Origin of the sequence: Pseudomonas sp. TH43 (genome assembly GCF_016650635.1) — a bacterium.
Classification (GTDB): domain Bacteria; phylum Pseudomonadota; class Gammaproteobacteria; order Pseudomonadales; family Pseudomonadaceae; genus Aquipseudomonas.
Genome location: NZ_JAEKFI010000004.1, coordinates 335,432 through 360,019, shown reverse-complemented (window position 1 = coordinate 360,019; position 24,588 = coordinate 335,432). Strand labels below are relative to the sequence as shown.

The window sequence follows — 24,588 nt, the reverse complement described above, 5'->3', positions numbered from 1 at the left end:
GTGAAAAAATTGTGAAGGGTTGGGGCTGGGGAAGTACTGAATAAATCTGGAAGCAGAGCAGATGGCTTTGAGCTTCGGAGATTTTGTGGCGAGGGGATTTATCCCCGTTGGGCTGCGAAGCGGCCCCAAAACCAGTCACTGCAGTTTGTCTGACACACCGCGGTGACTGGTTTTGCGACTGCTGCGCAGCCGAACGGGGATAAATCCCCTCGCCACAGGGTATCTAAACCATTGAAATCGGGGTTAGAGCCAGCAGGCATCCCAGAGCGGGTAGTCGCCGATGTTTTCAACCAGACCAGCCCGTAATGGGTTGGCCACGATATACCGGGTGAAAGGGAGCAGATCTTCATCATCACGAATCGCACGGTCGTAAAAGCCGCTCTGCCACAACGGCCCTTCGCGTCCGGTCTTATGATTAACGGCCTGAGTGCAGCGCGCTTTTATTGCACCAATGACCTCGGCAAGCGTGCCGCTTTGCAACTGCATCAACCAATGGAAATGATCAGGCATCACCACCCATGCGATGGACTCTACGCAGCCTTGGTCATGCGCCTTGCGAAGCTCTGTCACCAGAAGTCGGCCTGTTTGCCAGTCTGCAAAAACGGGTTGGCGGTCGTGAATGACTGAGGTGATGAAGTAGGCGCGGCCAGTTTCGGAGAACCGGCCTTGGCGCAGACGGTGGGAGTTGGGTTGGACGGTCATGTTGCTTCCTTGCATTGATTGATCACACAACAAGACTAGTGCCAGGTCATCCCACTCGGATCTGCAATGCCTGAAGGAAATTTCTGAAGTGAATGAAGGACCTGTGGCGAGGGGATTTATCCCCGTTGGGCTGCGAAGCGGCCCCAAAACCAGTCACCGCAGTTTGTCTGACACACCGCGGTGACTGGTTTTGCGACTGCTGCGCAGCCGCACGGGGATAAATCCCCTCGCCACTGGAGTTCATCTGCATAGCGAGTGAGTTAAGGCTGGAAGTGGCCGGGATAGAGCTTTCCAACGGTCAATGCTTGCAAAGCAGGGACATGACGGTGCACCAATGCTGTGCAATACTCGGCGCCTTTTTCGGCGGCGAATATTCCTACGAAACGCAGGTAATGCCTCTCCGTAAACCGGGCTTTTGCCGAGAGTTGTCGCTGAATGTTGTGGTTTATAGAGTGAAAAGCCCTGCCCAAGGCTTTTTATACTGCACGCCCCGCTGATCTTGCAGGTTTTGTCCTACAAGACGCGTTCGCCCACGAGGCCGGCGCGGTTTCACGGCAGCCAAGGCTTATCCGCCACCGCTGCGACACTCGGTGGTCATATCCAATAACAAGACGAGGTTGCACCCCCATGCCAGTCGGCAATCACCTGCCTCACGGCGACACCGCTCAGGGCGGTCCGCTTAAACGCGAACTCGGCGAACGGCATATTCGCCTGATGGCGCTCGGTGCCTGTATCGGCGTCGGTCTGTTCTTAGGTTCGGCCAAAGCCATTGAAATGGCCGGCCCGGCGATCATGATTTCCTACATTCTGGGTGGCCTGGCGATCCTGGTGATCATGCGCGCCCTCGGCGAAATGGCCGTGCACAACCCGGTGGCCGGTTCGTTCGGCCGCTACGCGCAAGACTACCTTGGCCCATTGGCGGGTTTTCTCACTGGCTGGAACTACTGGTTCCTGTGGCTGGTGACCTGCGTCGCGGAAATCACCGCGGTGGCCGTGTACATGGGCATCTGGTTCCCCGATGTACCGCGCTGGATCTGGGCCCTCGCGGCGCTGGTCAGCATGGGCTCGATCAACCTGATCGCGGTGAAAGCCTTTGGTGAGTTCGAGTTCTGGTTCGCGCTGATCAAGATCGTCACCATCATTGCCATGGTCATTGGCGGCGTCGGCATCATCGCTTTCGGTTTCGGCAACGATGGCGTCGCGCTGGGCATTTCCAACCTGTGGGCCCACGGCGGCTTTATGCCCAACGGTGTGACCGGTGTGCTGATGTCGCTGCAAATGGTCATGTTCGCCTACCTCGGTGTCGAGATGATCGGCCTGACTGCCGGCGAAGCGAAGAACCCGCAGAAAACCATTCCCAATGCGATCGGCTCGGTGTTCTGGCGGATTCTGCTGTTCTACGTCGGCGCACTGTTCGTGATTCTGTCGATCTACCCGTGGAACGAGATCGGTACGCAGGGCAGCCCGTTCGTGATGACCTTTGAGCGTCTGGGCATCAAGACCGCTGCCGGCATCATCAACTTCGTAGTGATCACGGCGGCGCTGTCGTCGTGCAACGGCGGCATCTTCAGCACCGGGCGCATGCTCTACAGCCTGGCGCAGAACGGTCAGGCGCCAGCCGGTTTCGCCAAGACCTCGAACAACGGTGTGCCACGTCGTGCGCTGTTGCTGTCGATCGCCGCGCTGCTGCTGGGCGTGCTGCTGAATTATCTGGTGCCGGAAAAAGTCTTTGTCTGGGTGACCTCGATTGCCACTTTCGGCGCGATCTGGACCTGGGTAATGATCCTGCTGGCCCAACTGAAATTCCGCAAAGGCCTGAGCGTCAGCGAGCGTGCGGCACTCAAGTACAAGATGTGGCTGTACCCGGTCAGTTCGTACTTTGCGCTGGCATTCCTGGTGCTGGTGGTCGGCCTGATGGCGTACTTCCCGGACACGCGCGTGGCGCTGTATGTCGGGCCCGCGTTCCTGGTGCTGCTGACGGTGTTGTTCTACGTGTTCAAGCTGCAACCGACCCAAGTGACGCAAGGCACGGCGCGTTCGGTTTAGTAAGTTTTAAGCGCTGAAACGACAAAGCCCCGGTCGAAAGATCGGGGCTTTTTTGTGGCTCTCAGGATGTGTGTAAAACCTGTGGTGAGGGGATTTATCCCCGTTGGGTTGCGCAGCAACCCTAAAACCATCCACCGCGGTTTAACTGAAAAACCGCACGCACAGGTTTTACGACTGCTGCGCAGCCGAGCGGGGATAAATCCCCTCGCCACAGGTAACGCATTCACAACAGGTAAAGCATTCGCAACGTTCGGCTTCTTAAGTGGTAGGCGCTGTAACGACAAAGCCCCGGTCGAGAGATCGGGGCTTTTTTGTGGCTCTCAGGATGTGTGTAAAACCTGTGGTGAGGGGATTTATCCCCGTTGGGTTGCGCAGCAGCCCTGAAACCATCCACCGCGATTTAACTGAAAAACCGCACGCACAGGCTTTACGACTGCTGCGCAGCCGAGCGGGGATAAATCCCCTCGCCACAGGTAACGCATTCACAACAGGTAACGCATTCACAACGTTCGGCTTCTTAATTGGTAGGCGCTGTAACGACAAAGCCCCGGTCGAGAGATCAGGATTGTGTAAACCTGTGGCGAGGGGATTTATCCCCGTTGGGTTGCGCAGCAGCCCTAAAACCATCCACCGCGGTTTAACTGGAAAACCGCACGCACAGATTTTACGACTGCTGCGCAGCCGAGCGGGGATAAATCCCCTCGCCACAGGTAAAGCAGTCACCACAGGTAAAGCAGTCACCACAGGCCAAGCAGTCACAACAGGTAAAGCATTCACAACAGGTAAAGCAGTCACCACAGGCCAAGCATTCACAACAGGCCAAGCATTCACAACAGGTAAAGCAATCACCACGGGTATGCCTCTCTAACGACTGCTGGGACCCGAGTAACCACCGGTCTGATAGGCCGATACAAAACCGCGAAGCAGGTTCAAAGCTTTATATCCACCCCGAGGCGCGGCCATGAGAATCAGCGATTTTCTCGTGCGAGAACTTGGCCGCCGTCAGGTCGTGCTGTTTTTTCTGCTCGCGACTTCGCTGTACGTTCTGCCGCTGATCCTCGCCGACTTCCCCTACATCGACGACAACTGGCGCGCACTGGCCGCCGGTAATGCGTGGGCCGGGCAGGGGCGGCTGTTCAGCGATTGGTTGTATCAACTGCTGACTTTTACGGGCGCCGCGCCGGACATCTTTCCGCTGCCGCTGTTGATCGCCACTGTGGCCATGAGCCTGGCCCTGACGCGACTGACCTTTCACTACTTCGCCGAACCGACACTGGCCTGTTGCCTGGTGCCGTTGCCGCTCTGGTACAACCCGTTCCTGCTGCAGAATCTGTCCTACCAATACGACGGCCCGAGCATGGCGCTCAGCCTCGTCGCGGTGGTTTACGCCATTACGTTTCAAGGCTCATCCCGAGTGCAGCGTTGGCTGGTCCCGGCGACATTGCTGGCGCTGGCGATCGGTCTTTATCAGATCAGCCTCAACGTGTTTATCGGGCTGTGCGCAGTAGAGTTGATTCGGGCGATTGACCGTCGAACCGATGTGCTGGAAATGCTCGGCTGCAAACTCGCGCAGCTGATTCTGGGTGTGCTGATTTATGCCGTCACCGCTTACCCGTTCATGGAATCCGGGCGCGGCGAGTTGCTCAACGGGAGCGCCAATCCGTTGCTGCAGTTCGGCATCAATATCGGGCGGGTTTCAGAAAAGGTCGCATTGCTGTTTCAGGGTGGCTACGCATGGATATTCGCTGGGTTGGTGCTCTGTGCATTGGTGGGTGGGTGGCGAATCGGCAGGCAAATCTACAAGCACCCGAAGCAGCGTTTATGGTTTAGCTCGATCGGCTTGCTGACCCTGCCAGTACTCATCCTGCTGGTACCCGGAATCACCCTGCTATTTCGTGATTTCAACGAAGGCGCACGCACGCTGATGGGCTTCGGTGTACTGCTGATTTTTCTGTTCTACCTCGCCCTTCATGGCCTGGCACCGTTCCACCCTCGATTGCCCTTGCTGCTGATGATCCCGCTGCTGGCAACGCTGTCGCTGTCCTTCGCCTACGGTCGCGTGATGACGATGCAGAAAGCCTTCGCCAGCCATGCGCTTTACAGCCTCAGCCACGACATCGCCGCGCACCGGGAACTGCGCGACGCCAAGCGAATTTATCTGTCGGTGAGTTATTCCGATCACTGGTTGATCGGTGCGCAGGCGACTTTCAAACAGCAGCCGGTGCTGCGTTATTTGCTCAATATCGACTATTACCTGCTTGCGGAAAACTTGCCGCGCGCAGGCATCACCAACGTGGTTGCCGAGCGAGAAAGACGCAATGCCACGCACGTCGGTTACCTGGGTTATCCGACGTTTGTGGAGAGCCAGTATTACCGGATTTATCTGATTGGCGATTACGGATTCATTGTGATGAAGGAGCCGCCGCGCCTTCACTCTCTGCATTGGTAGCGCTCACGACCATTCGTCGGAAGAGGGCCTGCGCCTGTAATTTCTGACAGTAGACCGCACCTGCCTCCTGCCTTAGTTTCAAAGCCTGACAACTGGGTGGTGGCAAGGAGTGGCGATGAAAGGATTCTCTGCGCTGATGATCGTTGGCCTTGCCGATGGCCTGATCCATTGGCAAGTGTTTTTCGTACTGTGCAGCGCTGTCGGGTTGACGCAAGCGGCGAGCAACTTTGCGGCATTTTGTGTGGCCGCAGCGTTTTCGTTTTATGTGAATGCGCTTTACACCTTTGAGCCTGGAACCTGTGTTTTCACCTACCTGCTGTTTATCGCGATGATGGGCGGGGTGAGTTTTGCTACGGGTTTATTAGCGGATACGTTCAACTGGCCAGGACTGGTGACGGTTGCTTCCTTTACCGGACTGAATCTGTTGTTGGGATACGTCTTTTTCAGATTCGTGGTGTTTCGCGGGCAGCGCGTGTGAAGCGCTTGCCCGCTGGTTTATTGCGTAATGAATACCCACTGACAGTCATGCTGGATCGCTTCGCACTGGCGGGTGTGATTGTTCTTGCGTTGTGGGTGCGCCTCTATGCAATCGAGCAGCCAGGAATCTGGTACGACGAGGCTTATAGCTTGCTGTTGGCGCGGGAAGCGCCCGCTCGAATCTGGCAACTGACGGCTCTGGATGTACATCCGCCGCTTTACTACGTGCTGCTGCATTATTGGTTAATGATTTGGGGCGAAGGGGCATTGCCGATGAGGCTGACAACTCTTCAGGGATCAGGCTACCGCCAGCTCATTCGGCTCAAAACTGTCCGCCCGCGCCATCTGCCACATCCGCGAATAGAACTCGCCGTTCACTTCTCCGGTGAGCAGTTCCCCCGGTTTGAGGAACACATGCAATTGCGAGAACAGCTTGATCTCAGTCGCCGACATACGCCGTACCAGATGTTTTGCCGACAACTGCGACGGATGCTCAAGCCCGGCAGCGGCAAGCATTTCCGCCAGCGCTTTTAGCGTATTGCGGTGGAAGTTGAACACGCGCTGAGCCTTGTCCGGCACGACCAGTGCACGTTGGCGCAACGCGTCCTGAGTAGCGACGCCAGTCGGGCATTTGTTGGTGTGGCAGCTCTGCGACTGAATGCAGCCGATGGCAAACATGAAGCCGCGCGCAGAGTTGGCCCAGTCGGCGCCGATGGCCAGCACGCTGGCGATGTCGAAGGCGCTGACGATCTTGCCGCTGGCGCCGAGTTTGATCTTGTCGCGCAGGTTCAGGCCGACCAGGGTGTTGTGCACAAACAACAGGCCCTCGCGCATTGGCACACCGATGTGGTCGGTGAACTCCACCGGTGCGGCACCGGTGCCACCTTCCTTGCCGTCGACAACGATGAAGTCCGGGAGGATGCCGGTTTCCAGCATGGCTTTGGCGATGCCCATGAACTCCCACGGATGGCCGAGGCAGAACTTGAAGCCCACCGGTTTACCGCCGGACAGTTCACGCAGTTGCTGGATGAACTGCATCATTTCGATCGGCGTGGAAAACGCGCTGTGGCGCGATGGTGACACGCAGTCTTCGCCCATCATGATCCCACGGGTTTCAGCGATTTCCTTGGTGACTTTGTGTTTGGGCAGGATGCCGCCGTGGCCGGGTTTGGCGCCTTGGCTCATCTTGATTTCGATCATCCGCACTTGCGGGTTCTGCGCCTGCGTAGCGAAGCGCTCCGGGTCAAAACGGCCGTCGCTGGTGCGGCAGCCGAAGTAGCCGCTGCCGAGTTCCCAGGTCAGGTCGCCGCCGTTTTCACGGTGATACGGGCTGATGCTGCCTTCGCCGGTGTCATGAGCGAAGTTGCCGAGTTTCGCGCCTTGGTTGAGTGCGCGAATGGCGTTGGCGCTGAGCGAGCCGAAGCTCATCGCCGAGATGTTGAACACCGACGCCGAGTACGGCTGCGAGCACTGCGGGCCGCCAACGGTGACGCGGAAACTGTTCGGGTCGCTCAATGGCGCCGGGCGCATCGAGTGGCCGATGAATTCGAAACCGGATTGATAGACATCGATCAGGGTGCCAAAAGGTTTGTCGGCGCTTTCGTTTTTCGCTCGCGAATAGACCAGCGAGCGCTGGGCACGGGAGAAGGGCAGGGCGTCGCTGTCGGACTCGAGCAGGTACTGGCGGATCTCCGGGCGAATGCCTTCGACCAGGTAGCGAATGTTGCCGAGGATCGGGTAGTTGCGGCGTACCGCGTGCGGGCTCTGCAGCAGGTCGAACAGACCGATCAGGCTCAGCACGCCGGTGACGGCAGTGATCGGCCACAGCCAGTCGTGGTCGAGAAAAGGCAGGCTGGAGAGGGTGAAAATCACGCAGACGGCAAAGAAGGCGTAGCGGCTCAGGAGTGACAGGCTCATACGGTTTCCCTGGTTCGGACTCAGTGGATTGCAAACCTGTTGGATGGGCCTTTGTGGCGAGGGGATTTATCCCCGTTGGGTTGCGAAGCAGCCCCAAAACCAGTCACTGCGGTTTAACTGAAAGACCGCATGCACAGGTTTTACGACTGCTGCGCAGTCGGACGGGGATAAATCCCCTCGCCACAGGGGATCTATCGACACAGGAAAGCTGTTTCAGGCGTTTTGCGCCTGAAGAAAAATCGAAAACAGCTCGGACTGGGATTTGATCCCCAGCTTGCTGTACATGTGTTTCTTATGGACTTTCACGGTTTCTACGGAGATTTCCAGCTTACGGGCGATTTCTTTACTGGAGCAACCGCTGAGCATCAAACGCCCGACATCCAGCTCGCGGGCGGTCAGTTGCGCGCCCTTGAGTTGTTGCACCGAGGTTTCCAGTTGCAGCCGCCAATCGGCGGAGGCCGGCGCCACACTCTCGTTGAGTTCATAGGGCAGACGCTGGCGCAACAGCGCGAGCAGCCACGGCTGGATCAACGATAACAAGGCGATCTGCTCGCTGCTGAAGCGCTGTTTGCTGCCCAGCGACAGGCACAACGTACGATCGCCCTCAAGCTGACAATTGAACTGGATTTCGTCGGCGACGACATTCAGACGAAAGTATCGCTGGTAATACTCGGTCAGCTCGAAATGCTCGGGCGCCACTTCCCACAGGCGAAACAAACCCGAACGTGATTGCTCGCGACTGGCGATATAGAACGGGTCGAGCAAGTACAGCCCGCGCAGATAGTCCTCGAACAACGGATCGGGAATGCCATCCTCGCCAGGGCTGGCGGCGAAAACCTGCGGGTGCTGCCCGGCGCTGAACAGCAGCGCCACCCAGCTATCGAACGGCATGTACTGGTCGAGCAGACGCACCAGTTGTGCCCAGAAATTCGGCTTGTCCAGCGCCTCGATCAATTGCCCGACGGCGCGATGCCAGGTGATATCACTGAAGGAAAGTGTCATCGGTTTACCTTGAATGGCCGGCCGGTTGCTGCTGCGCATACTGGCCCACAGAAGGCTGGCCGGCAAACTTGTCGTCCGGGCCAACGCCTTCGCGAGCCGGCTCGCTCCCACAAGGGAATGCATTCACCTGTGGGAGTGAGCCTGCTCGCGAAGGCGTCAGATTTGCCGCAGAAGTCATCTTGAAAGTGGCGAGCATTAGCCCGGCGTGGGATCCTGACGACTTTTCGCCCAAGGCTATTTACACCCCATGACACTGACATCCGCCGGTTCGTCCCGCATCATCCGCATCGCCGCTGCTCTGCTGCTTAACGCGAACGGCCAAACCCTGCTGGTTCGCAAACGCGGCACCACTGCATTCATGCAACCGGGCGGCAAAATTGAAGCGCATGAATTACCGGTGCATGCCTTGGCCCGAGAGCTGGAAGAAGAACTGGATCTGCAGATCGATCCAGCGCAAGCAATCTTCCTTGGCCAGTTTTCTGCACCTGCCGCCAACGAGCCGGGATTTGTCGTACAGGCCGAGATCTTTCAGCTGACAATCAACGCCGACGTTTTCCCGGCAGCGGAAATCGAAGAAGTCATCTGGATCGACCCGTTCACCGAAGGCGATGTCGTTTTGGCGCCATTGACACAGGATGTGATCCTGCCGTTTTATCGAGCCTCGCTGACCGCCATCGCCTGATCATCCATGCAAAGGACGTTGCCATGATCCCGCTTCAAGACTTGCTGATATTCGCCGCCGCGGCGTTGCTGATGGTGCTGACGCCGGGGCCGAACATGATCTACCTGATCTCGCGTTCGATCTGTCAGGGGCGCAAGGCCGGGGTGACCTCGTTGCTTGGCGTGGTCGCGGGGTTTTTTGTGCACATGTTCGCGGCGGCAGCGGGTTTGACCGCGGTATTCATCGCCGTGCCGATGGCGTATGAAGTGTTGAAGTGGGCCGGCGCGCTGTACCTGTTGTGGCTGGCCTGGCAAGCGGTGAAACCCGGTGCGCGCTCGCCGTTCGAGGCGCAGCAATTACCGCCGGATTCCTCGCGCAAACTGATCACCATGGGCTTTCTCACCAGCGCGCTGAACCCGAAGATCGCGGTGTTTTATCTCTCGGTGTTTCCGCAGTTCATCACGCCGGAACACGGCTCGGTGTTCACCCAAAGCGTCATTCTCGGGCTGACGCAGATCAGCGTCAGTTTCACCGTCAATCTGTTGATCGCGTTGTTCGCCGCGGGGATCGCTTCATGGTTCGTGCGTAATCCGACGTGGTTGGCGATGCAGCGTTACTTCATGGGGTTTGTCCTCGGCGGCCTCGCTGTACGGCTGATGCTTGAGCAACGCAGGACGGCTTGACCATGTGGATCGAACGGCTGGACGCCAGTCATGCCCTGGCTTATCGGGAGTTGATGCTCGAAGCGTATGACCGCCATCCGCAGGCATTCACCTCCAGCGTGCGTGAGCGCGCGGTGATGCCGTTGAGCTGGTGGGAAGCGCGGCTGACCAGCAAACTGGATGTGGTGCTCGGTGCATTCGAGGGCGGCACGCTGGCCGGGATTGTCGGGCTGGCGCTCGAGCCTCGGGAAAAGGCTCGGCATAAAGCCACGTTGTTCGGGATGTATGTGTCGGCGGATTTTCGCCAGCACGGTCTCGGTCACGAGTTGGTGCAAGCGGTCATTGCCGAGGCGCGAAACCGTCCGGCGCTGCAATTGCTTCAACTGACGGTCACCGCTGGCAACGACGCGGCATTCAACCTCTACCAACGCTGCGGATTTATCCAGTTCGGCCTCGAACCACTGGCCGTGCGTGTCGGTGAAGACTACTTCGACAAAATCCATATGTGGCGGCAGGTTTCTTTCTCGTCTTGAGTTCGAACCCGGTGCGGCAATGCTTCAACGTTTTTTCGGCAGCGGCAGCTTGATTGCGGGTAATGGCTGGTTGACGGACGACAGTTCATTGAAGGTTTGCGGTGTCGACATGATGCCACCACGGCTACCTGATAGCCGTTTGACGTTGATCTCGAAGATCACGTAATCGTTGCCGTTGCTGCTGCGTTGGTGATTGACCACGTATAGCCTGCGCCATTGGGGCGCGGTAACGGTGAACCTCAGGACCAGATCGTAGCGCACACCGTCCTTGGGCAGTTCACGGTCGTATGGGCGCAAATCAACGCTGTCGACGATACCGATAATCGGGTTGGCCAAACCGGGGAAGTAGCTTTCGATGATATGGCTGGCGATCAGGCTGAACTGGTAGTCACCGGGAATGAACCACACATCACGGTAGAAAATGCACCCTGCTGCATCGTCCGGCACACCGCAGTCGGTAAAGTTGCAGAACCTTGGCGCGCCCTGCCATTGACGGATCGAGCCACAGCGTGCAGCGACGTGCTGCTGCCAGCCGTCGTAAGAAAAATCGGCGAAATCGGTGTTGATGTCCGTCCATTGCGAAAGGACGGTGACTACCCATTCGTTGGAGTCTGGCCGGTTGGCCGGCACTGGCCGGGCGATGAATCGGTGGGTGTACTCGGCAAGCGGCTCAAGGGTGTAGACAAAGCTGCCGTGTGGATCGACGTCAACGGTCTCACGCACCTTGCCATTGAGCAAAATCTGTACCTGCTCACCCGGAGTGGCTGAACCCTTGAGCGTCACTTTCGTGCTGGTGGTGCTACCGCCATTACCGATGCTGACGTTGTTCCCGTCGATCAGTGCGCTGATTTCCACGGGGTGTTCTGCCAGACGTGTGATCGTCCAGGCGGCGGACGCTTTTAACGAGCCGGGTGTGTGGGCAATAAAACGATGCTCACCGACAGGGATCGCCAGCGCCGGCGTGTTCCAGGTGTCTTGCGCGCTTGCCGGTATGGTCGTCCATTTCACGCCGTTATCGTCGATCTGCACCGCCGAATTGACCCCGCGTGCACCGCTCAACGTCACCACCGGGCTGTAAGTGCGGGTGTGGTCAGGCACCAGCGCGTTGTTGCGATCCCTCACCGCCAGAATATCGGGAACCGGAATCGGCGATGCAACGGTCAACGTCAGCCGTCTGGAGATGCGCCGAAGTCGTGGTGCTATACCGGTGACGGTGTAGACGAGTTCGACTTTTTCGCCAAGAAAGTCCTCGATCAGCGCGCCGGGCAGCGGGATGACCACATTGATGCCCACCGACTCGATGGCCAAGGTCACTTCGAAGTGTCGGTTGCGTGCCGGGTCGGCGGCCACCCAATCGAGCTCGATGTGGTCCAGGGCGCGCATGTTCGGATACGGGGCAATCACTGCATCGGCGTCAATGGCGGGCACAGCGGGAATCAACAGGTCATTGGGAGCTGCCGGCACGCGGGGTGGCAGCAGCTCGGTCACGGCATCATCGATGAACAGCGACTGGACTTCGGAAGTCCCGAGTAATGAACCGTTGCGATAGAGCTCGTAGTAAACCTTGAGCAGCCCGTGCTGCAAAGGCGCGATGTAGGCACCTTCGACGGTGAACGGAATGTCCTGGCCCACCATCTCGGTGTTGAGCGTGCGTTGCGTGATGTAGTCGAGGACAGGCTTGCCGTTGCGATCCGTACCGATCCAGTACAAGCGCACGCTGTCGCGCAGTTGAGCGGTGTCAATGCGCCGTACCGTAACCACGGTGGCCGGGGTGTCCGAGGGCAAGGCGCCACCCGCCGCATCGCGTACGTGAGGAGCTGGCAGTTGCAGGTCCGGTCCGCTGATGCTGACACAGACACGGCGTGATTCGCGCGTCTGTTGATTGAGGGTCGACGTACACCAGACCAGCGCCCTGCCTTGCGAAATCAAATGTACGAAGGCGTAGGGCACCGTGAAATAGTGCGAGCGGGCGCTGCTTTTGAACTGAAAGGACTGAGTGTGGTTGACCGGACTCTGGTTGGCACTTGAACCGTGCCAGTCCAAGGTCAGCGTGCTGTTGATCGCAAAGGGTGCCGAACCCGATGTGGAGAGCACCTGGACGTCTTCACCCAGCAGACCCTTGAGGTCGATAACGCCATTGGCATCCGCCTGTTCGACGAGGGGCGCGGGCAGTAGATTGAGCGTGGTCCGCACGTTGAGGCTTAGCGGGAAGGACAGCTGAGAGGCATTCTGCACCACATCCCAAATACGGTAGTCGGTGATCATCGCCGCAGCGTCACCGGCCTTTTCAATGAACTCCCGGGTGATGGTGAGGATGACCGGTTGGCCGACCTGTTGCGCCGTGACGGTATGCGAGGCTGCCACGATGCCCCCCCAATACACCACGATGAAATCTCCGCGACGCATGTGGGTGTAGGCGGGAACTTTGACATCCAGGCCGATGACACCTTCGCTGTCGTTATCGAAGAAATCCTTGGTGACGCCGTTTTTCTGCAGGTCAGCACTCACCACCAGGGCGGGCAGCCGTACATTGCCACCAGGGAATGTGGTTTTGATCAGCACCGGCAGGCGTGGCGATTGTTCTTCGTCTTCTTCATCGACAGGTGCGCCCGCGCTCAGGCGGAACACTCCGATATAAAGCTCGCAGACGCCGTCGATCAAGCCGGCCAGCCAAGTGATGATGCGTTGATTGACGGCAGTCACCTCACCTTCAGCGACGATGATGCTGCGGGTACTGTCCAGGTAACGGGCGCGAACCCGGTACTGGTCTTCCTCTTGCTGTGCCTGCCACGGATCGATATAGGCGCGCAGGCCCTCGGGCCCGATGGGTTGCGACGGTGCGCCTGCAAGCATGGCCTGGTTGATACCGCCCAGCACGTTTTCATCGTCCGGCACAGGGATGAGCTGAGGGATCAATAGCGGGGCTATCGCATTGGCTCTGATAGCGCCGGGTTGGGGCGTTGGAAAAAGGTCGACCTGTCGTGTATCGATGTCGTCATCCGAGACGTTCTGAACGATGCTCATGGCAGAGACCTTGCGGGCAAGAAACGTGAACTGGATTGAATGCCGGTAACGGTCTATTGCCAACTGTCATAACTGACAGGTGCGGGGTGTTCTGCGATGAGCGGTAGGTCTTGGGACAGGTTGGGACGTTCGGGGGAAAGATCAAATGATCGCAGCCTTCGGCAACTCCTACGGGGGTCTGTGTAGGAGTTGCCGAAGGCTGCGATCTTTTGATTTGGGTTTTAGCGAACTGCGCTGACACCATCGAGTGTCGAGAACGAAGTGTCCTTCGCTGTCAGCAGGAAATCGCGCATGTACGGCGCATCGAGCATGTCCGCGCGAATGCCGGCATACAGCGTGGCGAACAGACCTTTTTCCCCTAGCCGCTTGCCCTTCACGTACCCGCGCGAGCTGTATTCGTGCAGCGCCCAGTGCGGCATGCCACACACGCCACGACCGCTGGCGACCAGTTGCATCATCATTACCGTCAGCTCGGATGTACGCACCTGCGCCGGTTCGATATCTGCCGGTTCGAGAAAACGCGTGAAGATGTCCAGCCGGTCGCGTTCCACCGGATAGGTGATCAGCGTTTCCGTGAGCAAGTCTTCCGGCACGATGTACGGCTTGCTCGCCAACGCATGTTGGTTCGCCACCGCCAGCATCGCCTCGTAGGTAAACAGCGGCACATAGGTGATGCCGGCAATTTCCAGCGGATCGGAGGTCACCACCAGATCCAGATCGCCCCGCGCCAATGCCGGCAGCGGTGCAAAGGAAAAACCCGAGGCCAGATCGAGTTCAACCTCAGGCCAGGCATCGCGGAACTGGTCGATGGTCGGCATCAGCCACTGAAAGCAACTGTGGCATTCGATCGCCATGTGCAGACGCCCGGCCGTGCCACCGGCCAGACGACTGATGTCACGCTCGGCGGCGCGCAGCAGCGGCAGGGTCGCATCGGCCAGTTGCAGCAGACGCAAACCGGCGCTGGTGAAACGCACCGGTTTGGTCTTGCGCACGAACAGTTGCATGCCCATGCGCTCTTCCAGTTCCTTGAACTGGTGGGACAGCGCCGATTGCGTCAGGTGCAGGCGATCAGCCGCGTCGACGAGGCTGTCGGCTTCACGCAGGGCATGAAGGGTTTTCAAGTGGCGGATCTCAAGCACCGATGGCTCCATGAAAAAAATTTGCTGATTCAGCGATGGTGGTGAGTTTGTCTCATGTTGGCGGGGCTGTCGACAGGGGCTGCTCGCGGCCGCGCAATGACCGCTCGGCACTCTTCATCAAACTGTCACGCAACTGTGGCAGCGCGCTTGAACAAACTTCATCAGACTCGCGCTCTACTGGGGTTCTGCGTTTCGGTGTTTTTCATGCACAAGGTGTTTTTATCAGTCGCGGCCATGTTGGCCGCGCTTTTGTTCGGTGCGCCGTCGATGGCGGCAGCGCGTTGCGATGTCAACGTGCCGACCGAGCACGTCGATCTGCAACAAGTCAGCATCGCTTATCAGAGTATTGGTCGCGCGTCAGATCCGGCGTTGCTGCTGGTGATGGGCCTGGGCGGGCAATTGATTCACTGGCCGGATGAGGTGGTAGTCGCGCTGTGTCAGCAGGGCTTTCGGGTGATCCGTTATGACAACCGCGATGTCGGTCTGTCGACCTGGCGCCAGGCCCCGCTTGAGGCCAATCTGACCTTTGAAGTGCTGCGCTACAAACTTGGGCTGCCGGTGGCGGCACCGTACAGCCTGACTGACATGGCCGACGACGCGCTGGGCCTGATGTCGGCGCTGCACGTCGAGCAGTTTCATGTCCTCGGCGCGAGCATGGGCGGGATGATCGCCCAGCACATGGCGGCGATGGCGCCGCAGCGGGTCGAGAGCCTGACGCTGATCATGACCACCTCCGGCGCTGAAGGCCTGCCGGCACCGAGTGCCGCGCTGGTGCAACTACTATCCCGTCGCGGCGCGCCGAATCGCGAAGTTGCGCTGGAGCAGCAGGCTGATCTGTTGGCGGCGCTGGGTAGCCCGACGGTGACGGATGACCGCCAGGCATTGCTGCATCAAGCGGCATTGTCGTATGACCGCGCGTTCAATCCGGAAGGCGTGAAGCGGCAGATCATGGCGATCCTCGCTGAACCGAGCCGCGTGGCGTTGCTTAACCAGTTGCGCGTGCCGACGCTGGTGGTGCACGGCACGGCGGATCCGTTGCTGCCGGTGATGCACGGTGTGCACCTGGCAGCGCATATCCGCGGCAGTCAATTGAAGCTGATTCCGGGGCTGGCGCATCGTTTTCAAGAGGCGTTCAAGGAACCGTTATTGGCGGCGGTGTTGCCGTATTTGCAGCAGCACCGAGAAGACACTTCGCATTGGGCGCAGATTGAGCCGGTGGTGGGCGGGAATCTGCTGTAGCCGATCGATTTGTGGTGTCTGCTCCGGCCTCTTCGCGAGCAGGCTCGCTCCCACATTGGAGCGCATTCCTTTGTGGGAGCGAGCCTGCTCGAGAAGACACTTCGCATTGGGCGCAGATTGAGCCGGTGGTGGGTGGGAATCTGCTGTAGCCGATCGATTTGTGGCGTCTGCTCCGGCTTCTTCGCGAGCAGGCTCGCTCCCACATTGGAGCGCATTCCTTTGTGGGAGCGAGCCTGCTCGAGAAGACACTTCGCATTGGGCGCAGATTGAGCCGGTGGTGGATGGGAATCTGCTGTAGCCGATCGATTTGTGGCGTCTACTCCGGCCTCTTCGCGAGCAGGCTCGCTCCCACATTGAAGCGCATTCCTTTGTGGGAGCGAGCCTGCTCGAGAAGACACTTCGCATTGGGCGCAGATTGAGCCTGTGGTGGGTGGGAATCTGCTGTAGCCGATCGATTTGTGGCGTCTGCTCCGGCCTCTTCGCGAGCAGGCTCGCTCCCACATTGGAGCGCATTCCTTTGTGGGAGCGAGCCTGCTCGAGAAGACACTTCGCATTGGGCGCAGATTGAGCCGGTGGTGGGCGGGAATCTGCTGTAGCCGATCGATTTGTGGCGTCTGCTCCGGCCTCTTCGCGAGCAGGCTCGCTCCCACATTGGAGCGCATTCCTTTGTGGGAGCGAGCCTGCTCGCGAAGGGGGGCACCACAAACTCCGGGCCAGGTGTATCGTGCAAACTTTCCCGCACGATTTCCCCTCGCGAGGTGTTTGATGAATTCCGCTTTGAAAATCGATTTTGTCAGCGACGTCTCCTGCCCGTGGTGCGTCGTCGGTCTGTATGGCTTGCTCCAGGCGCTGGAGATCTTGCGCAACGAAGTACAAGCCGAGATCCGTTTTCAGCCGTTCGAGCTGAATCCAAAGATGGGCGCCGATGGGCAGAACATCGCTGAACATATTCATGAGAAGTACGGTTCGACGCCGGAGCAATCGCAAAAGAATCGCGAAGCCATCCGCGCGCGAGGCGCCGAACTTGGCTTTGCCTTTCGCACCGATGGCAATAGCCGCATTTACAACACCTTCGATGCGCATCGACTGCTGTATTGGGCGGGGCTTGAAGGCGTGCAATTGCCGTTGAAAGAGGCGTTGTTCAAGGCGTATTTCAGCGATGGCGGCAATCCTTCCGATCACGGCCAGCTGGTGCAGATCGCGGAAAGTGTCGGGCTGGATCGTCAGCGTGCCGAGTCGATTCTGGCGTCAGACGAGTTTGCCGATGAGGTGCGCGAAGAGGAACAGCTGTGGCTGCAACGCGGCGTGAGCTCGGTGCCGACGGTGGTATTCAACGGCCAGTACGCGGTGACGGGTGGGCAACCGGTAGACACATTTGTCGGCGCGATCCGCCAGATCATGGCCGAATCCAAGGGCGGCACCGTTAACGGCTAGCAATGTAGCCCTGTAGGAGCTGCCGAAGGCTGCGATCTTTTTATTTTGTCTTTTTTAAAATCAAGATCAAAAGATCGCAGCCTTCGGCAGCTCCTACCGGGTATGGGGGGTTTTCAGCTGTGCAGGCGGACCCAAACGGTGACGAGCACAGTGGCGGCCATCAACCACGCGACGGCCGCGACGGCCAACGAAGCTTCCAGCCGCATCCGATCCACCATCACGTACAACGTCGCCAGATACACAAAATACGGAATGATCGACCACATCCCGAACACGATCGTGGTCTTCAAATCCTCAATCGAACGTCCCTTGCCGACGATGTAATGCGCAATCAGCGCAAACGTCGGAAACAACGGCACCAATCCCGCGATGTAATAGTTTTTGGTCTTCGACAGCGCCGCGATGATCAGTACCACCGCTGCACCCAGCAAGGCTTTGAAAAACAGATCCACGTGGTTCTCGCTTAATGGCTCAGGCCGTATTTTTTGACTTTGTCGAACAGCGTGGTCTTGGCCATGCCCAACTCAAGACTCGCCTGGGTCAGGTTGCCGCCGCTGCGTTGCAGGGCGTCGCTGAGCAGGTTGCGCTCGAACGCTTCCACCGCTTCGGCAAAGCCCAGGCCTTGTCCGCCGCTGTTGGCACCGGACTTTTTGAACGCCGGCAGGCCAAGGGCAAAGCGTTCGGCGACGTTGCGCAGTTCTCGCACGTTGCCCGGCCAGTCGTGGCTCATCAGGTTGGATAGCGTCTGGTTGTCCAGGTCCGGCAAGGCGCGGTCAAAACGCAGCGCCGATTGCTGGGTGAAGTGTTCGAACAGTTGCAGGATGTCTTCGCGGCGCTCGCGCAGTGGCGGCAATTCCAGCGTCACCACGTTGAGGCGGTAGTACAAGTCGCTGCGGAATTCGCCGGCCTTGCTCGATTCGTCGAGGTCGGACTTGGTCGCCGCAATCACCCGGCAATCGACCGCCACGCTCTGGTTCGAACCGAGGCGTTCGAGGGTACGCTCCTGTAACACGCGCAGCAGTTTGATCTGCAAAGGCAGCGGCATGCTTTCCACTTCGTCGAGGAACAGCGTGCCGCCGTCGGCGTGTTCAATCTTGCCGATCCGGCGTTTGCCAGCGCCGGTAAAGGCGTTGGCTTCGTGGCCGAAAATTTCACTTTCGAAAAGGTTTTCCGGCAGACCGCCGCAGTTCAGTGCGACGAACTGCTTGCTGTGGCGCCGACTGAAATCATGCAGACAACGCGCGACCAGTTCTTTGCCGGTGCCGGTTTCACCTTCTATCAACACGTTAGCCGAAGTGTCGGCGACGTTGGCGATCAGCTCGCGCAGGTTCTGCATCGCCGGCGAACGGCCGATGATGCGTCCTTCAAGGGAATCACGCTCGGCCAGTTGCCGACGCAACGACGACACTTCGCGAGCCAGGCTGCGTTGCTCCAGCGCGCGCCGTGCGACATCGACCAGACGTTCCGGTGAGAACGGTTTTTCCATGAAGTCGTAGGCGCCTTTCTGCATCGCGCCGACGGCCATGGAAATGTCGCCGTGACCGGTGATCAGCACCACCGGCAGGCTGCGATCGCGTTGTTTGAGACGCGTCAGCAGTTCCAGGCCATCGATGCCCGGCAGGCGAATGTCACTGATGACGATGCCGGCAAAGTTGTCGCCGACCTTCTCCAGCGCCTCCTCGGCACTGCCGACGCCGACGCAGGGAATGTCTTCAAGGGTCAGCGCCTGTTGGCAGCCGAGGAGCACATGGGGGTCGTCTTCGACGATCAGCACACTAAGGTCGGGGTTCATATTGGCTCGGCAGGAGTAGGGCTTACCAACGGTAAACTGAGGACGAAGGTGGTGCCACCGCTGGCCGGGTGTTCGACACCCAGATGCCCGCCGGTGGCGGCCGCGAGGCTGGCAGAAAGGGTCAGGCCAAGGCCCAGGCCTTGCTCACCGGGTTTTGTGGTGAAGAACGGCTCGAACAAGTGCTTGCGCGCTTCGGCATCGACGCCGTGGCCGTTGTCGCGCACGCGCAGGCGGTATTTGCCGTTGAACTCTTCGCCCTCCAGCCACAGTTCCGGGTGCGGCTGCGCCTGCATGGCGTCGAGGGCGTTGCCGATCAAATTGATCAAAATCTGTTCGAGGCGTGTCTGGTCGATCAGCAATTGCACATCGATAAATTGCCGGTGAATTTGCAGCGGCGAGTGCTCCAGCCGTGCGCCGAGCAGTTGCAGCGCGGCGTCCACGGCTTTGCCGAGGCTGGCCTGACCGTGATTGTCACCGCGCCGGGCAAACGAGCGCAGGCTGGCGGTGATTCGGCCCATGCGGTCGATCAGTTCGTTGATGGTCTTCAGGTTGGTACTGGCGATGTCGAGCTGGCCGCGCTCAAGAAAACGAATGGTGTTGCCAGACAAGGTGCGCATTGCCGCCAGTGGCTGGTTCAATTCGTGGGCGATGCTGGTCGACATCTGGCCGATGGCGGCGAGCTTGCCGGCCTGCACCAGCTCATCCTGAGCACGGCGCAAGGTCTCTTCGGCCTGGCGGCGTTCGCGGATCTGGCTCTTCAGCCGCTCGTTGCTGGCACGCAGGTCGGTGGTGCGTTCGGTAATCCGACGTTCCAGTTGATTGTTGGCTTCCTGCAAGGCTTCGCGGGCGGCGAGGCGGGTGGCGATGACCTTGCGCCGCTCGTTCCAGGCGATCAGCAGGAACGCCACCAGCGCAAAGGCGACGGCGACCAGAATGCCTTGGTTGATCGCCTCGCGGCGCAGATCCTGCAACGGCGTCAGCAGAGTGAAATTCCACGGTGTATCACTCAGCGGCCGGGTCTGCGCCAGATAGCTGATGTCGTCTTCGTCCGACTGCACTTCGCTGTTGGCCGGAAACGTCAGTTTCTCCACGCCTTCGGACAACGTTTCGCGGGCCAGCGGTTGCAGTTCGTTGAGCGGAAACCAGTAGTACTGCAGGCTGCGGGCGAGTTTTTCTTTGGTTTCTTCGCTCAGCGGAACCACTGACTTGAGTCGGCGGGCAGGGTCGCTGGAGAGAATGATGATGCCGTTTTCGTCGCTGACGAAGGCTTCAAGGCGCGCCCGCTGCCAGCGTTCTTCCATGGCTTCGAGGCGCACCTTGACCACGGCGACGCCGACGATCTTGCCGTGCTCTTCGAGGCCGTGGGCGAGGTAGTAGCCGGGCTCGCCGTTGGTGCTGCCGATGCCGTAGAAACGTCCGGGTTCGCCGCGTATGGCTTTTTGAAAGTAGGCACGGAAGGACAGGTCTTCACCGAGGTAACTGTCGACATCGCGCCAGTTGCTGGTGGCCATGACGCGGCCGGTGGTGTCCATCACGTAGATGGCCCGACTGCGGCTGCGCCGGTTCAGGCCTTCAAGGTAATCGTTGACCGTTTGCCGGTGCTCCGGGGTCGGGTCGGCCAGCAACTGCGGCACACTCGTTTCGAGTTCCAGCAGGCTGGGCAGGTAGGTGTATTTGCTGATCTCGCTTTCGACCGCGCGGGCGTTCAGTTCAAGCTGGCGCTGGCCGTTTTCACTGAGGCTGCGAATGCCAAAGTGTTCACTGATCAGGAAGCCGGCATAACCCAATCCGACCATCAGGATGATAATCAGCGGCGGCAGGAACAAATGACGAATCAGACGGGGCTTCACGGCAAGTGATGGCGGCGCGGCGCGATAGAGATTGGGGTCGCATTTCATCACAGATGCCTTGGGTCAACCACCACAACAAACTTCACCCCTCACCTGTAGTAGCTGCCGCAGGCTGCGATCTGTTGATCTTGCTTTTCAAGGCAAAAGATCGCAGCGTGCGGCAGCTCCTGCAGAGAGAGCGGTGTGGTGCTTTTAGTGCTGCAGGATTTTCTCGAGGAAGTGCTGCGCGCGTTCGGAGCGGGCGTTGATGTCGCCGAAGAATTCCTCTTTCGGGCAGTCTTCGATGATCTTGCCGGCGTCCATGAAAATCACCCGGTCGGCCACTTTGCGCGCAAAGCCCATTTCGTGGGTCACGCACATCATGGTCATGCCTTCGTGGGCCAGTTGCACCATCACGTCGAGCACTTCGTTGACCATCTCGGGGTCGAGCGCAGAAGTCGGTTCGTCGAACAGCATGACGATCGGGTCCATCGCCAGCGCACGGGCAATCGCCACACGCTGTTGCTGACCACCGGACAGTTGCCCCGGATGCTTGTGGGCATGCGCCGACAGGCCTACGCGCTCAAGCAGTTGCAGACCTTTCTTGGTCGCCTCTTCCTTGCTGCGGCCCAACACCTTGATCTGCGCGATGGTCAGGTTTTCGGTGATGGTCAGGTGCGGGAACAGCTCGAAATGCTGGAACACCATGCCGACGCGCGAACGCAGTTTCGGCAGGTTGGTTTTCGGGTCGGCAATCGAGGTGCCGTCGACGACGATGTCGCCTTTCTGGAACGGCTCCAGCGCGTTGACGCATTTGATCAGGGTCGATTTGCCCGAACCGGACGGGCCGCAGACCACGATCACTTCGCCTTTTTTGACCTCGGTGCTGCAATCAGTCAGTACCTGGAAGTCGCCATACCACTTGTTGATGTTCTTGATAGAGATCATACGGCAAACCTTTTTTGCAGACGCTTGACCAGCAGCGAGGCGGCAAAGCTGATTGTGAAGTACACGAGACCTGCGAAGATCAGGAACTCATTCGAGCGGCCAATGATGTCGCCACTGGCGCGCGAGGCGTTGAGGAAGTCGACCAGGCCCACGGTATAAACCAGCGAGGTGTCCTGGAACAAAATGATGCTCTGCTGCAACAACAGCGGGGTCATCTTGCGGAACGCCTGCGGCAGGATGATCAGACGCATCATCTGGCCGTAGCTCATGCCCAGCGCTTGGGCTGCGCCCATCTGGCCCTTGGGAATCGACTGCACGCCAGCCCGGACGATTTCGCAGAAATACGCTGCTTCGAACATCATGAACGCCACGATGCACGAGGTGAACGCACCAATCGGGGTGTCTTCGCCGGTGATCCAGCGCAGCACGAACGGTACTGCCAGATAGAACCAGGTGATCACCAGCAGCAACGGGATCGAGCGGAAATAGTTGACGTACGCGCCGGCCAGTCTGGACAGCAGTTTGTTATGCGACAGACGACACAGCGCGAGAATGGTGCCGAGAATAATCCCGCCGACCACGCCCATGGCCATCAGCTTGAGGGTCATCACCATGCCATTCCACAAACCGGGAATGGCCGGGACGATGCCACTGAAATCGAATTCCATTATTTACCCCCCACGGAGATCAGGCCGGGCACGGAAACTTTCTTCTCGACCACGCGCATCAGCAGCATCAGGCTCATGTTCAGGGTGAAGTAGATCAGGGTCGCCAGGGTGAAGGCTTCGAACAGGTTGGCCGAGAACTCGGCAGTCTGTTTGGTTTGCGCAAGCAATTCCATCAGACCGATCAGCGAGGCCACGGAGGAGTTTTTGAACACGTTCAAAAATTCCGAGGTAAGCGGCGGAATGATGATCCGGTAGGCCTGGGGCAGCAGCACGTTCCAGTAGATCTGCGGCAGCTTGAAGCCCATGGCGCGGGCGGCCGATTCCTGGCCACGCGGCAGCGCCTGGATACCGGTGCGCACTTGTTCGCAGACCCGTGCGGCGGTGAACAGGCCAAGGCACACGACAACGCTCAGGTAGGCCGAGGTGGTCGGGTTGAGATCCTGCTTGTACCACTCTTGCAGATCCGGCGGCAGCAGGTCGGGCACCAGGAAGTACCAGATGAACAGCTGAACCAGTAGCGGCACGTTACGGAACAGCTCGACGTAGCAAGTCGCAATGCCCGCCACGAGGCGGTTCGGCACAGTGCGCATGACGCCCAGTATCGAGCCCAGCAGCAGGGCGATGATCCAGGCCACGATGGCGATGGCAATGGTCCAGCCCAGACCGGAGATGAACCAGTCGAGATAGGTCTCGCTGCCCACGCCGGTGGACTTGAAGAACACGCCCCAGTCCCAGTTGTAATTCATTAGGGTCTCCCCTCGATTCGATCGATGTACAAGTGCCCGCCTGGGGAAGATCCATTCCCACCTGATCTTGAGGATCAGGCACACGCGATCGGCTCGACAGCCACCGGTTCGAGTGTTTCCAAAAAGTACCAGCAGGGAGTGACAAGCTCCTGAAAGGGCGGCGCCCCTTCAGGAGATAAGGTTAGTCAGAAATCAGGCTTTCTTGTCGTCGGCCGCTTTGTCGGTCGGCTCGGCGATCAGCTTCTTGAGCTCGTCGCTCATCGGGAAGTTCAGGTTCAGGCCTTTTGGCGGAATTGGCTGCATGAACCATTTTTCGTAGATCTTGTTGATCGCGCCCGACTTGTAGGTCGCCACGATGGCGTCATCGACAGCCTTTTTGAACGGCTCGTCGCCTTTGCGCACCATGCAGCCGTAGATTTCATAGGACTGAGGAGTACCGGTCACGGCCCAGTCATCAGCCTTTTTGGCTTTGGCAGCTTCGCCAGCCAGCAGGGCGTCGTCCATCATGAACGCAACGGCACGACCCGATTCCAGCATCTGGAAGGACTCACCGTGGTCTTTGGCGGAAATGACGTTCATGCCCATCTGCTTGTCGGCATTCATCGCCTTGAGGATGCGCTCGGACGTGGTGCCGGCGGTGGTCACGACGTTCTTGCCTTTCAGGTCATCGAAATCCTTGTACTTGGAGTCTTTCTTGGACAGAAGACGGGTACCGATTTCGAAGATGCCAACGGAGAAGTCAACTTGTTGCTGACGCTCGACGTTGTTGGTGGTGGAACCGCACTCGACGTCCACGGTGCCGTTCTGCACCAGCGGGATACGGGTTTGCGAGGTTACCAGGTTGTATTTGACCTGCAGGTTTGGCAGGTCGAGGTCTTTCTTGATCGCTTCGACGATGGCCAGCTGGATGTCGTGGGAGTAGCCGACCGGTTTGCCGGACGCATCAGCGATGTAGGAAAAAGGAATAGAGGCGTCGCGATGACCCAGAGTGATGGTGTTCGACTCTTTGATCTTCTTCAGGGTGCCGGTGAGTTCGGCGGCGAAAACTGGCGTGCTGATCAGAGCGGCAGCAATGGCTGCGCCCAGGATATGGGGAACGATGCGCATCAAATTTTCCTCGAATTGTTTTTTTTATGGAGCCAGTTCGTCGGCCCTTTTGTGCTTCGAATGCCTGACGGCTCCTGAAGTGTTGGCACAGCAGGCATTCGTCGAGAGAGTGTAGAGCATGAGTCGTGCCAGACCAGTCTGATGTAGTTAAGTGGATGATTTATAACGTTATTAAAGTTTTGTGATGGTTTGTTTGGGCATAACTGATCCGGT

The 24,588-nt window shown here is 58.7% G+C and carries 21 protein-coding genes; 9 read left to right on the top strand and 12 right to left on the bottom strand.

All coding sequences use genetic code 11. The features are described 5' to 3' along the window. Positions 1–243: 243 nt before the first annotated feature. Complete coding sequence (locus JFT81_RS17930) at positions 244–702, bottom strand: transposase (protein ID WP_201228361.1); 459 nt, start codon at positions 700–702, stop codon at positions 244–246. Between the two features lie 627 nt (positions 703–1,329). Between JFT81_RS17930 and JFT81_RS17925 the strand changes: the two genes are divergently transcribed. The 4 genes from JFT81_RS17925 to JFT81_RS17910 all read left to right on the top strand — a co-directional run bounded on the left by JFT81_RS17925 (position 1,330) and on the right by JFT81_RS17910 (position 5,675). After that, positions 1,330–2,748, top strand: coding sequence for an amino acid permease (locus JFT81_RS17925; RefSeq protein ID WP_201228360.1), 1,419 nt, complete (start codon positions 1,330–1,332; stop codon positions 2,746–2,748). A gap of 325 nt (positions 2,749–3,073) precedes the next feature. Then, on the top strand, positions 3,074–3,616 hold the full coding sequence (locus JFT81_RS17920; protein ID WP_201228359.1) for a hypothetical protein: 543 nt from the start codon (positions 3,074–3,076) through the stop codon (positions 3,614–3,616). A 93-nt stretch (positions 3,617–3,709) separates the two neighbouring features. Then, positions 3,710–5,197 (top strand): glucosyltransferase domain-containing protein, encoded by a 1,488-nt coding sequence (locus tag JFT81_RS17915; protein ID WP_201228358.1) that lies wholly within the window; start codon positions 3,710–3,712, stop codon positions 5,195–5,197. A 115-nt stretch (positions 5,198–5,312) separates the two neighbouring features. After that, entirely contained in the window at positions 5,313–5,675 is a 363-nt protein-coding gene (locus tag JFT81_RS17910; protein ID WP_201228357.1) for a GtrA family protein, read from the top strand. 296 nt (positions 5,676–5,971) lie between these two features. Here the strand turns inward: JFT81_RS17910 and JFT81_RS17905 are convergent, their stop codons facing one another. Both JFT81_RS17905 and JFT81_RS17900 read right to left on the bottom strand, forming a co-directional pair. Further along, entirely contained in the window at positions 5,972–7,591 is a 1,620-nt protein-coding gene (locus tag JFT81_RS17905; RefSeq protein ID WP_201228356.1) for an FMN-binding glutamate synthase family protein, read from the bottom strand. Positions 7,592–7,804: 213 nt separating this feature from the next. Beyond that, positions 7,805–8,593 (bottom strand): LuxR C-terminal-related transcriptional regulator, encoded by a 789-nt coding sequence (locus tag JFT81_RS17900; RefSeq protein ID WP_201228355.1) that lies wholly within the window; start codon positions 8,591–8,593, stop codon positions 7,805–7,807. Between the two features lie 247 nt (positions 8,594–8,840). Between JFT81_RS17900 and JFT81_RS17895 the strand changes: the two genes are divergently transcribed. From JFT81_RS17895 to JFT81_RS17885, 3 genes are read left to right on the top strand one after another with little or no spacing between them, the layout of a single operon-like run. Beyond that, the gene (locus JFT81_RS17895; RefSeq protein WP_201228354.1) at positions 8,841–9,275 is read left to right on the top strand and encodes an NUDIX domain-containing protein; all 435 of its coding nucleotides are present in this window, start codon (positions 8,841–8,843) and stop codon (positions 9,273–9,275) included. A 23-nt stretch (positions 9,276–9,298) separates the two neighbouring features. Next, complete coding sequence (locus tag JFT81_RS17890) at positions 9,299–9,937, top strand: LysE family translocator (RefSeq protein WP_201228353.1); 639 nt, start codon at positions 9,299–9,301, stop codon at positions 9,935–9,937. 2 nt (positions 9,938–9,939) lie between these two features. Further along, the gene (locus tag JFT81_RS17885) at positions 9,940–10,449 is read left to right on the top strand and encodes a GNAT family N-acetyltransferase (RefSeq protein ID WP_201228352.1); all 510 of its coding nucleotides are present in this window, start codon (positions 9,940–9,942) and stop codon (positions 10,447–10,449) included. A gap of 24 nt (positions 10,450–10,473) precedes the next feature. On the opposite strand, the gene JFT81_RS17880 is transcribed toward JFT81_RS17885, so the two are convergent. After that, positions 10,474–13,473, bottom strand: coding sequence for a hypothetical protein (locus JFT81_RS17880; RefSeq protein ID WP_201228351.1), 3,000 nt, complete (start codon positions 13,471–13,473; stop codon positions 10,474–10,476). A gap of 221 nt (positions 13,474–13,694) precedes the next feature. Then, positions 13,695–14,612 carry a transcriptional regulator MetR gene (metR, locus tag JFT81_RS17875; protein ID WP_201228350.1) on the bottom strand — a complete coding sequence of 306 codons (918 nt, stop codon included), beginning with the start codon at positions 14,610–14,612 and terminating at the stop codon, positions 13,695–13,697. Positions 14,613–14,816: 204 nt separating this feature from the next. On the opposite strand from metR, the gene JFT81_RS17870 reads away from it, so the two are divergent. Together JFT81_RS17870 and JFT81_RS17865 are read left to right on the top strand one after the other, a co-directional pair. Further along, complete coding sequence (locus tag JFT81_RS17870) at positions 14,817–15,851, top strand: alpha/beta hydrolase (RefSeq protein ID WP_201228349.1); 1,035 nt, start codon at positions 14,817–14,819, stop codon at positions 15,849–15,851. A 765-nt stretch (positions 15,852–16,616) separates the two neighbouring features. Beyond that, positions 16,617–17,285 carry a DsbA family oxidoreductase gene (locus JFT81_RS17865; RefSeq protein WP_201228348.1) on the top strand — a complete coding sequence of 223 codons (669 nt, stop codon included), beginning with the start codon at positions 16,617–16,619 and terminating at the stop codon, positions 17,283–17,285. Positions 17,286–17,398: 113 nt separating this feature from the next. Here JFT81_RS17865 and JFT81_RS17860 read toward each other — a convergent pair whose 3' ends face one another. The 7 genes from JFT81_RS17860 to JFT81_RS17830 form a co-directional block, all read right to left on the bottom strand. Continuing rightward, a complete protein-coding gene (locus JFT81_RS17860) occupies positions 17,399–17,737 on the bottom strand; it encodes a GlpM family protein (RefSeq protein WP_008079444.1) in 339 nt (112 codons plus the stop codon). A gap of 11 nt (positions 17,738–17,748) precedes the next feature. Beyond that, entirely contained in the window at positions 17,749–19,077 is a 1,329-nt protein-coding gene (locus tag JFT81_RS17855; RefSeq protein ID WP_201228347.1) for a sigma-54 dependent transcriptional regulator, read from the bottom strand. Continuing rightward, positions 19,074–20,975: an ATP-binding protein gene (locus JFT81_RS17850; protein WP_201228346.1), complete on the bottom strand. Its 1,902-nt coding sequence runs from the start codon at positions 20,973–20,975 to the stop codon at positions 19,074–19,076. Before JFT81_RS17850 ends, JFT81_RS17855 begins: the two co-directional genes overlap by 4 nt. 144 nt (positions 20,976–21,119) lie before the next feature. Next, positions 21,120–21,854 carry an amino acid ABC transporter ATP-binding protein gene (locus JFT81_RS17845; RefSeq protein ID WP_007927141.1) on the bottom strand — a complete coding sequence of 245 codons (735 nt, stop codon included), beginning with the start codon at positions 21,852–21,854 and terminating at the stop codon, positions 21,120–21,122. Next, a complete protein-coding gene (locus JFT81_RS17840) occupies positions 21,851–22,522 on the bottom strand; it encodes an ABC transporter permease subunit (RefSeq protein WP_201146921.1) in 672 nt (223 codons plus the stop codon). Before JFT81_RS17840 ends, JFT81_RS17845 begins: the two co-directional genes overlap by 4 nt. After that, positions 22,522–23,268, bottom strand: coding sequence for an amino acid ABC transporter permease (locus JFT81_RS17835; RefSeq protein ID WP_201228345.1), 747 nt, complete (start codon positions 23,266–23,268; stop codon positions 22,522–22,524). Before JFT81_RS17835 ends, JFT81_RS17840 begins: the two co-directional genes overlap by 1 nt. Before the next feature lie 192 nt (positions 23,269–23,460). Then, positions 23,461–24,375, bottom strand: coding sequence for a glutamate/aspartate ABC transporter substrate-binding protein (locus JFT81_RS17830; protein WP_201146919.1), 915 nt, complete (start codon positions 24,373–24,375; stop codon positions 23,461–23,463). Positions 24,376–24,588: the final 213 nt, after the last annotated feature.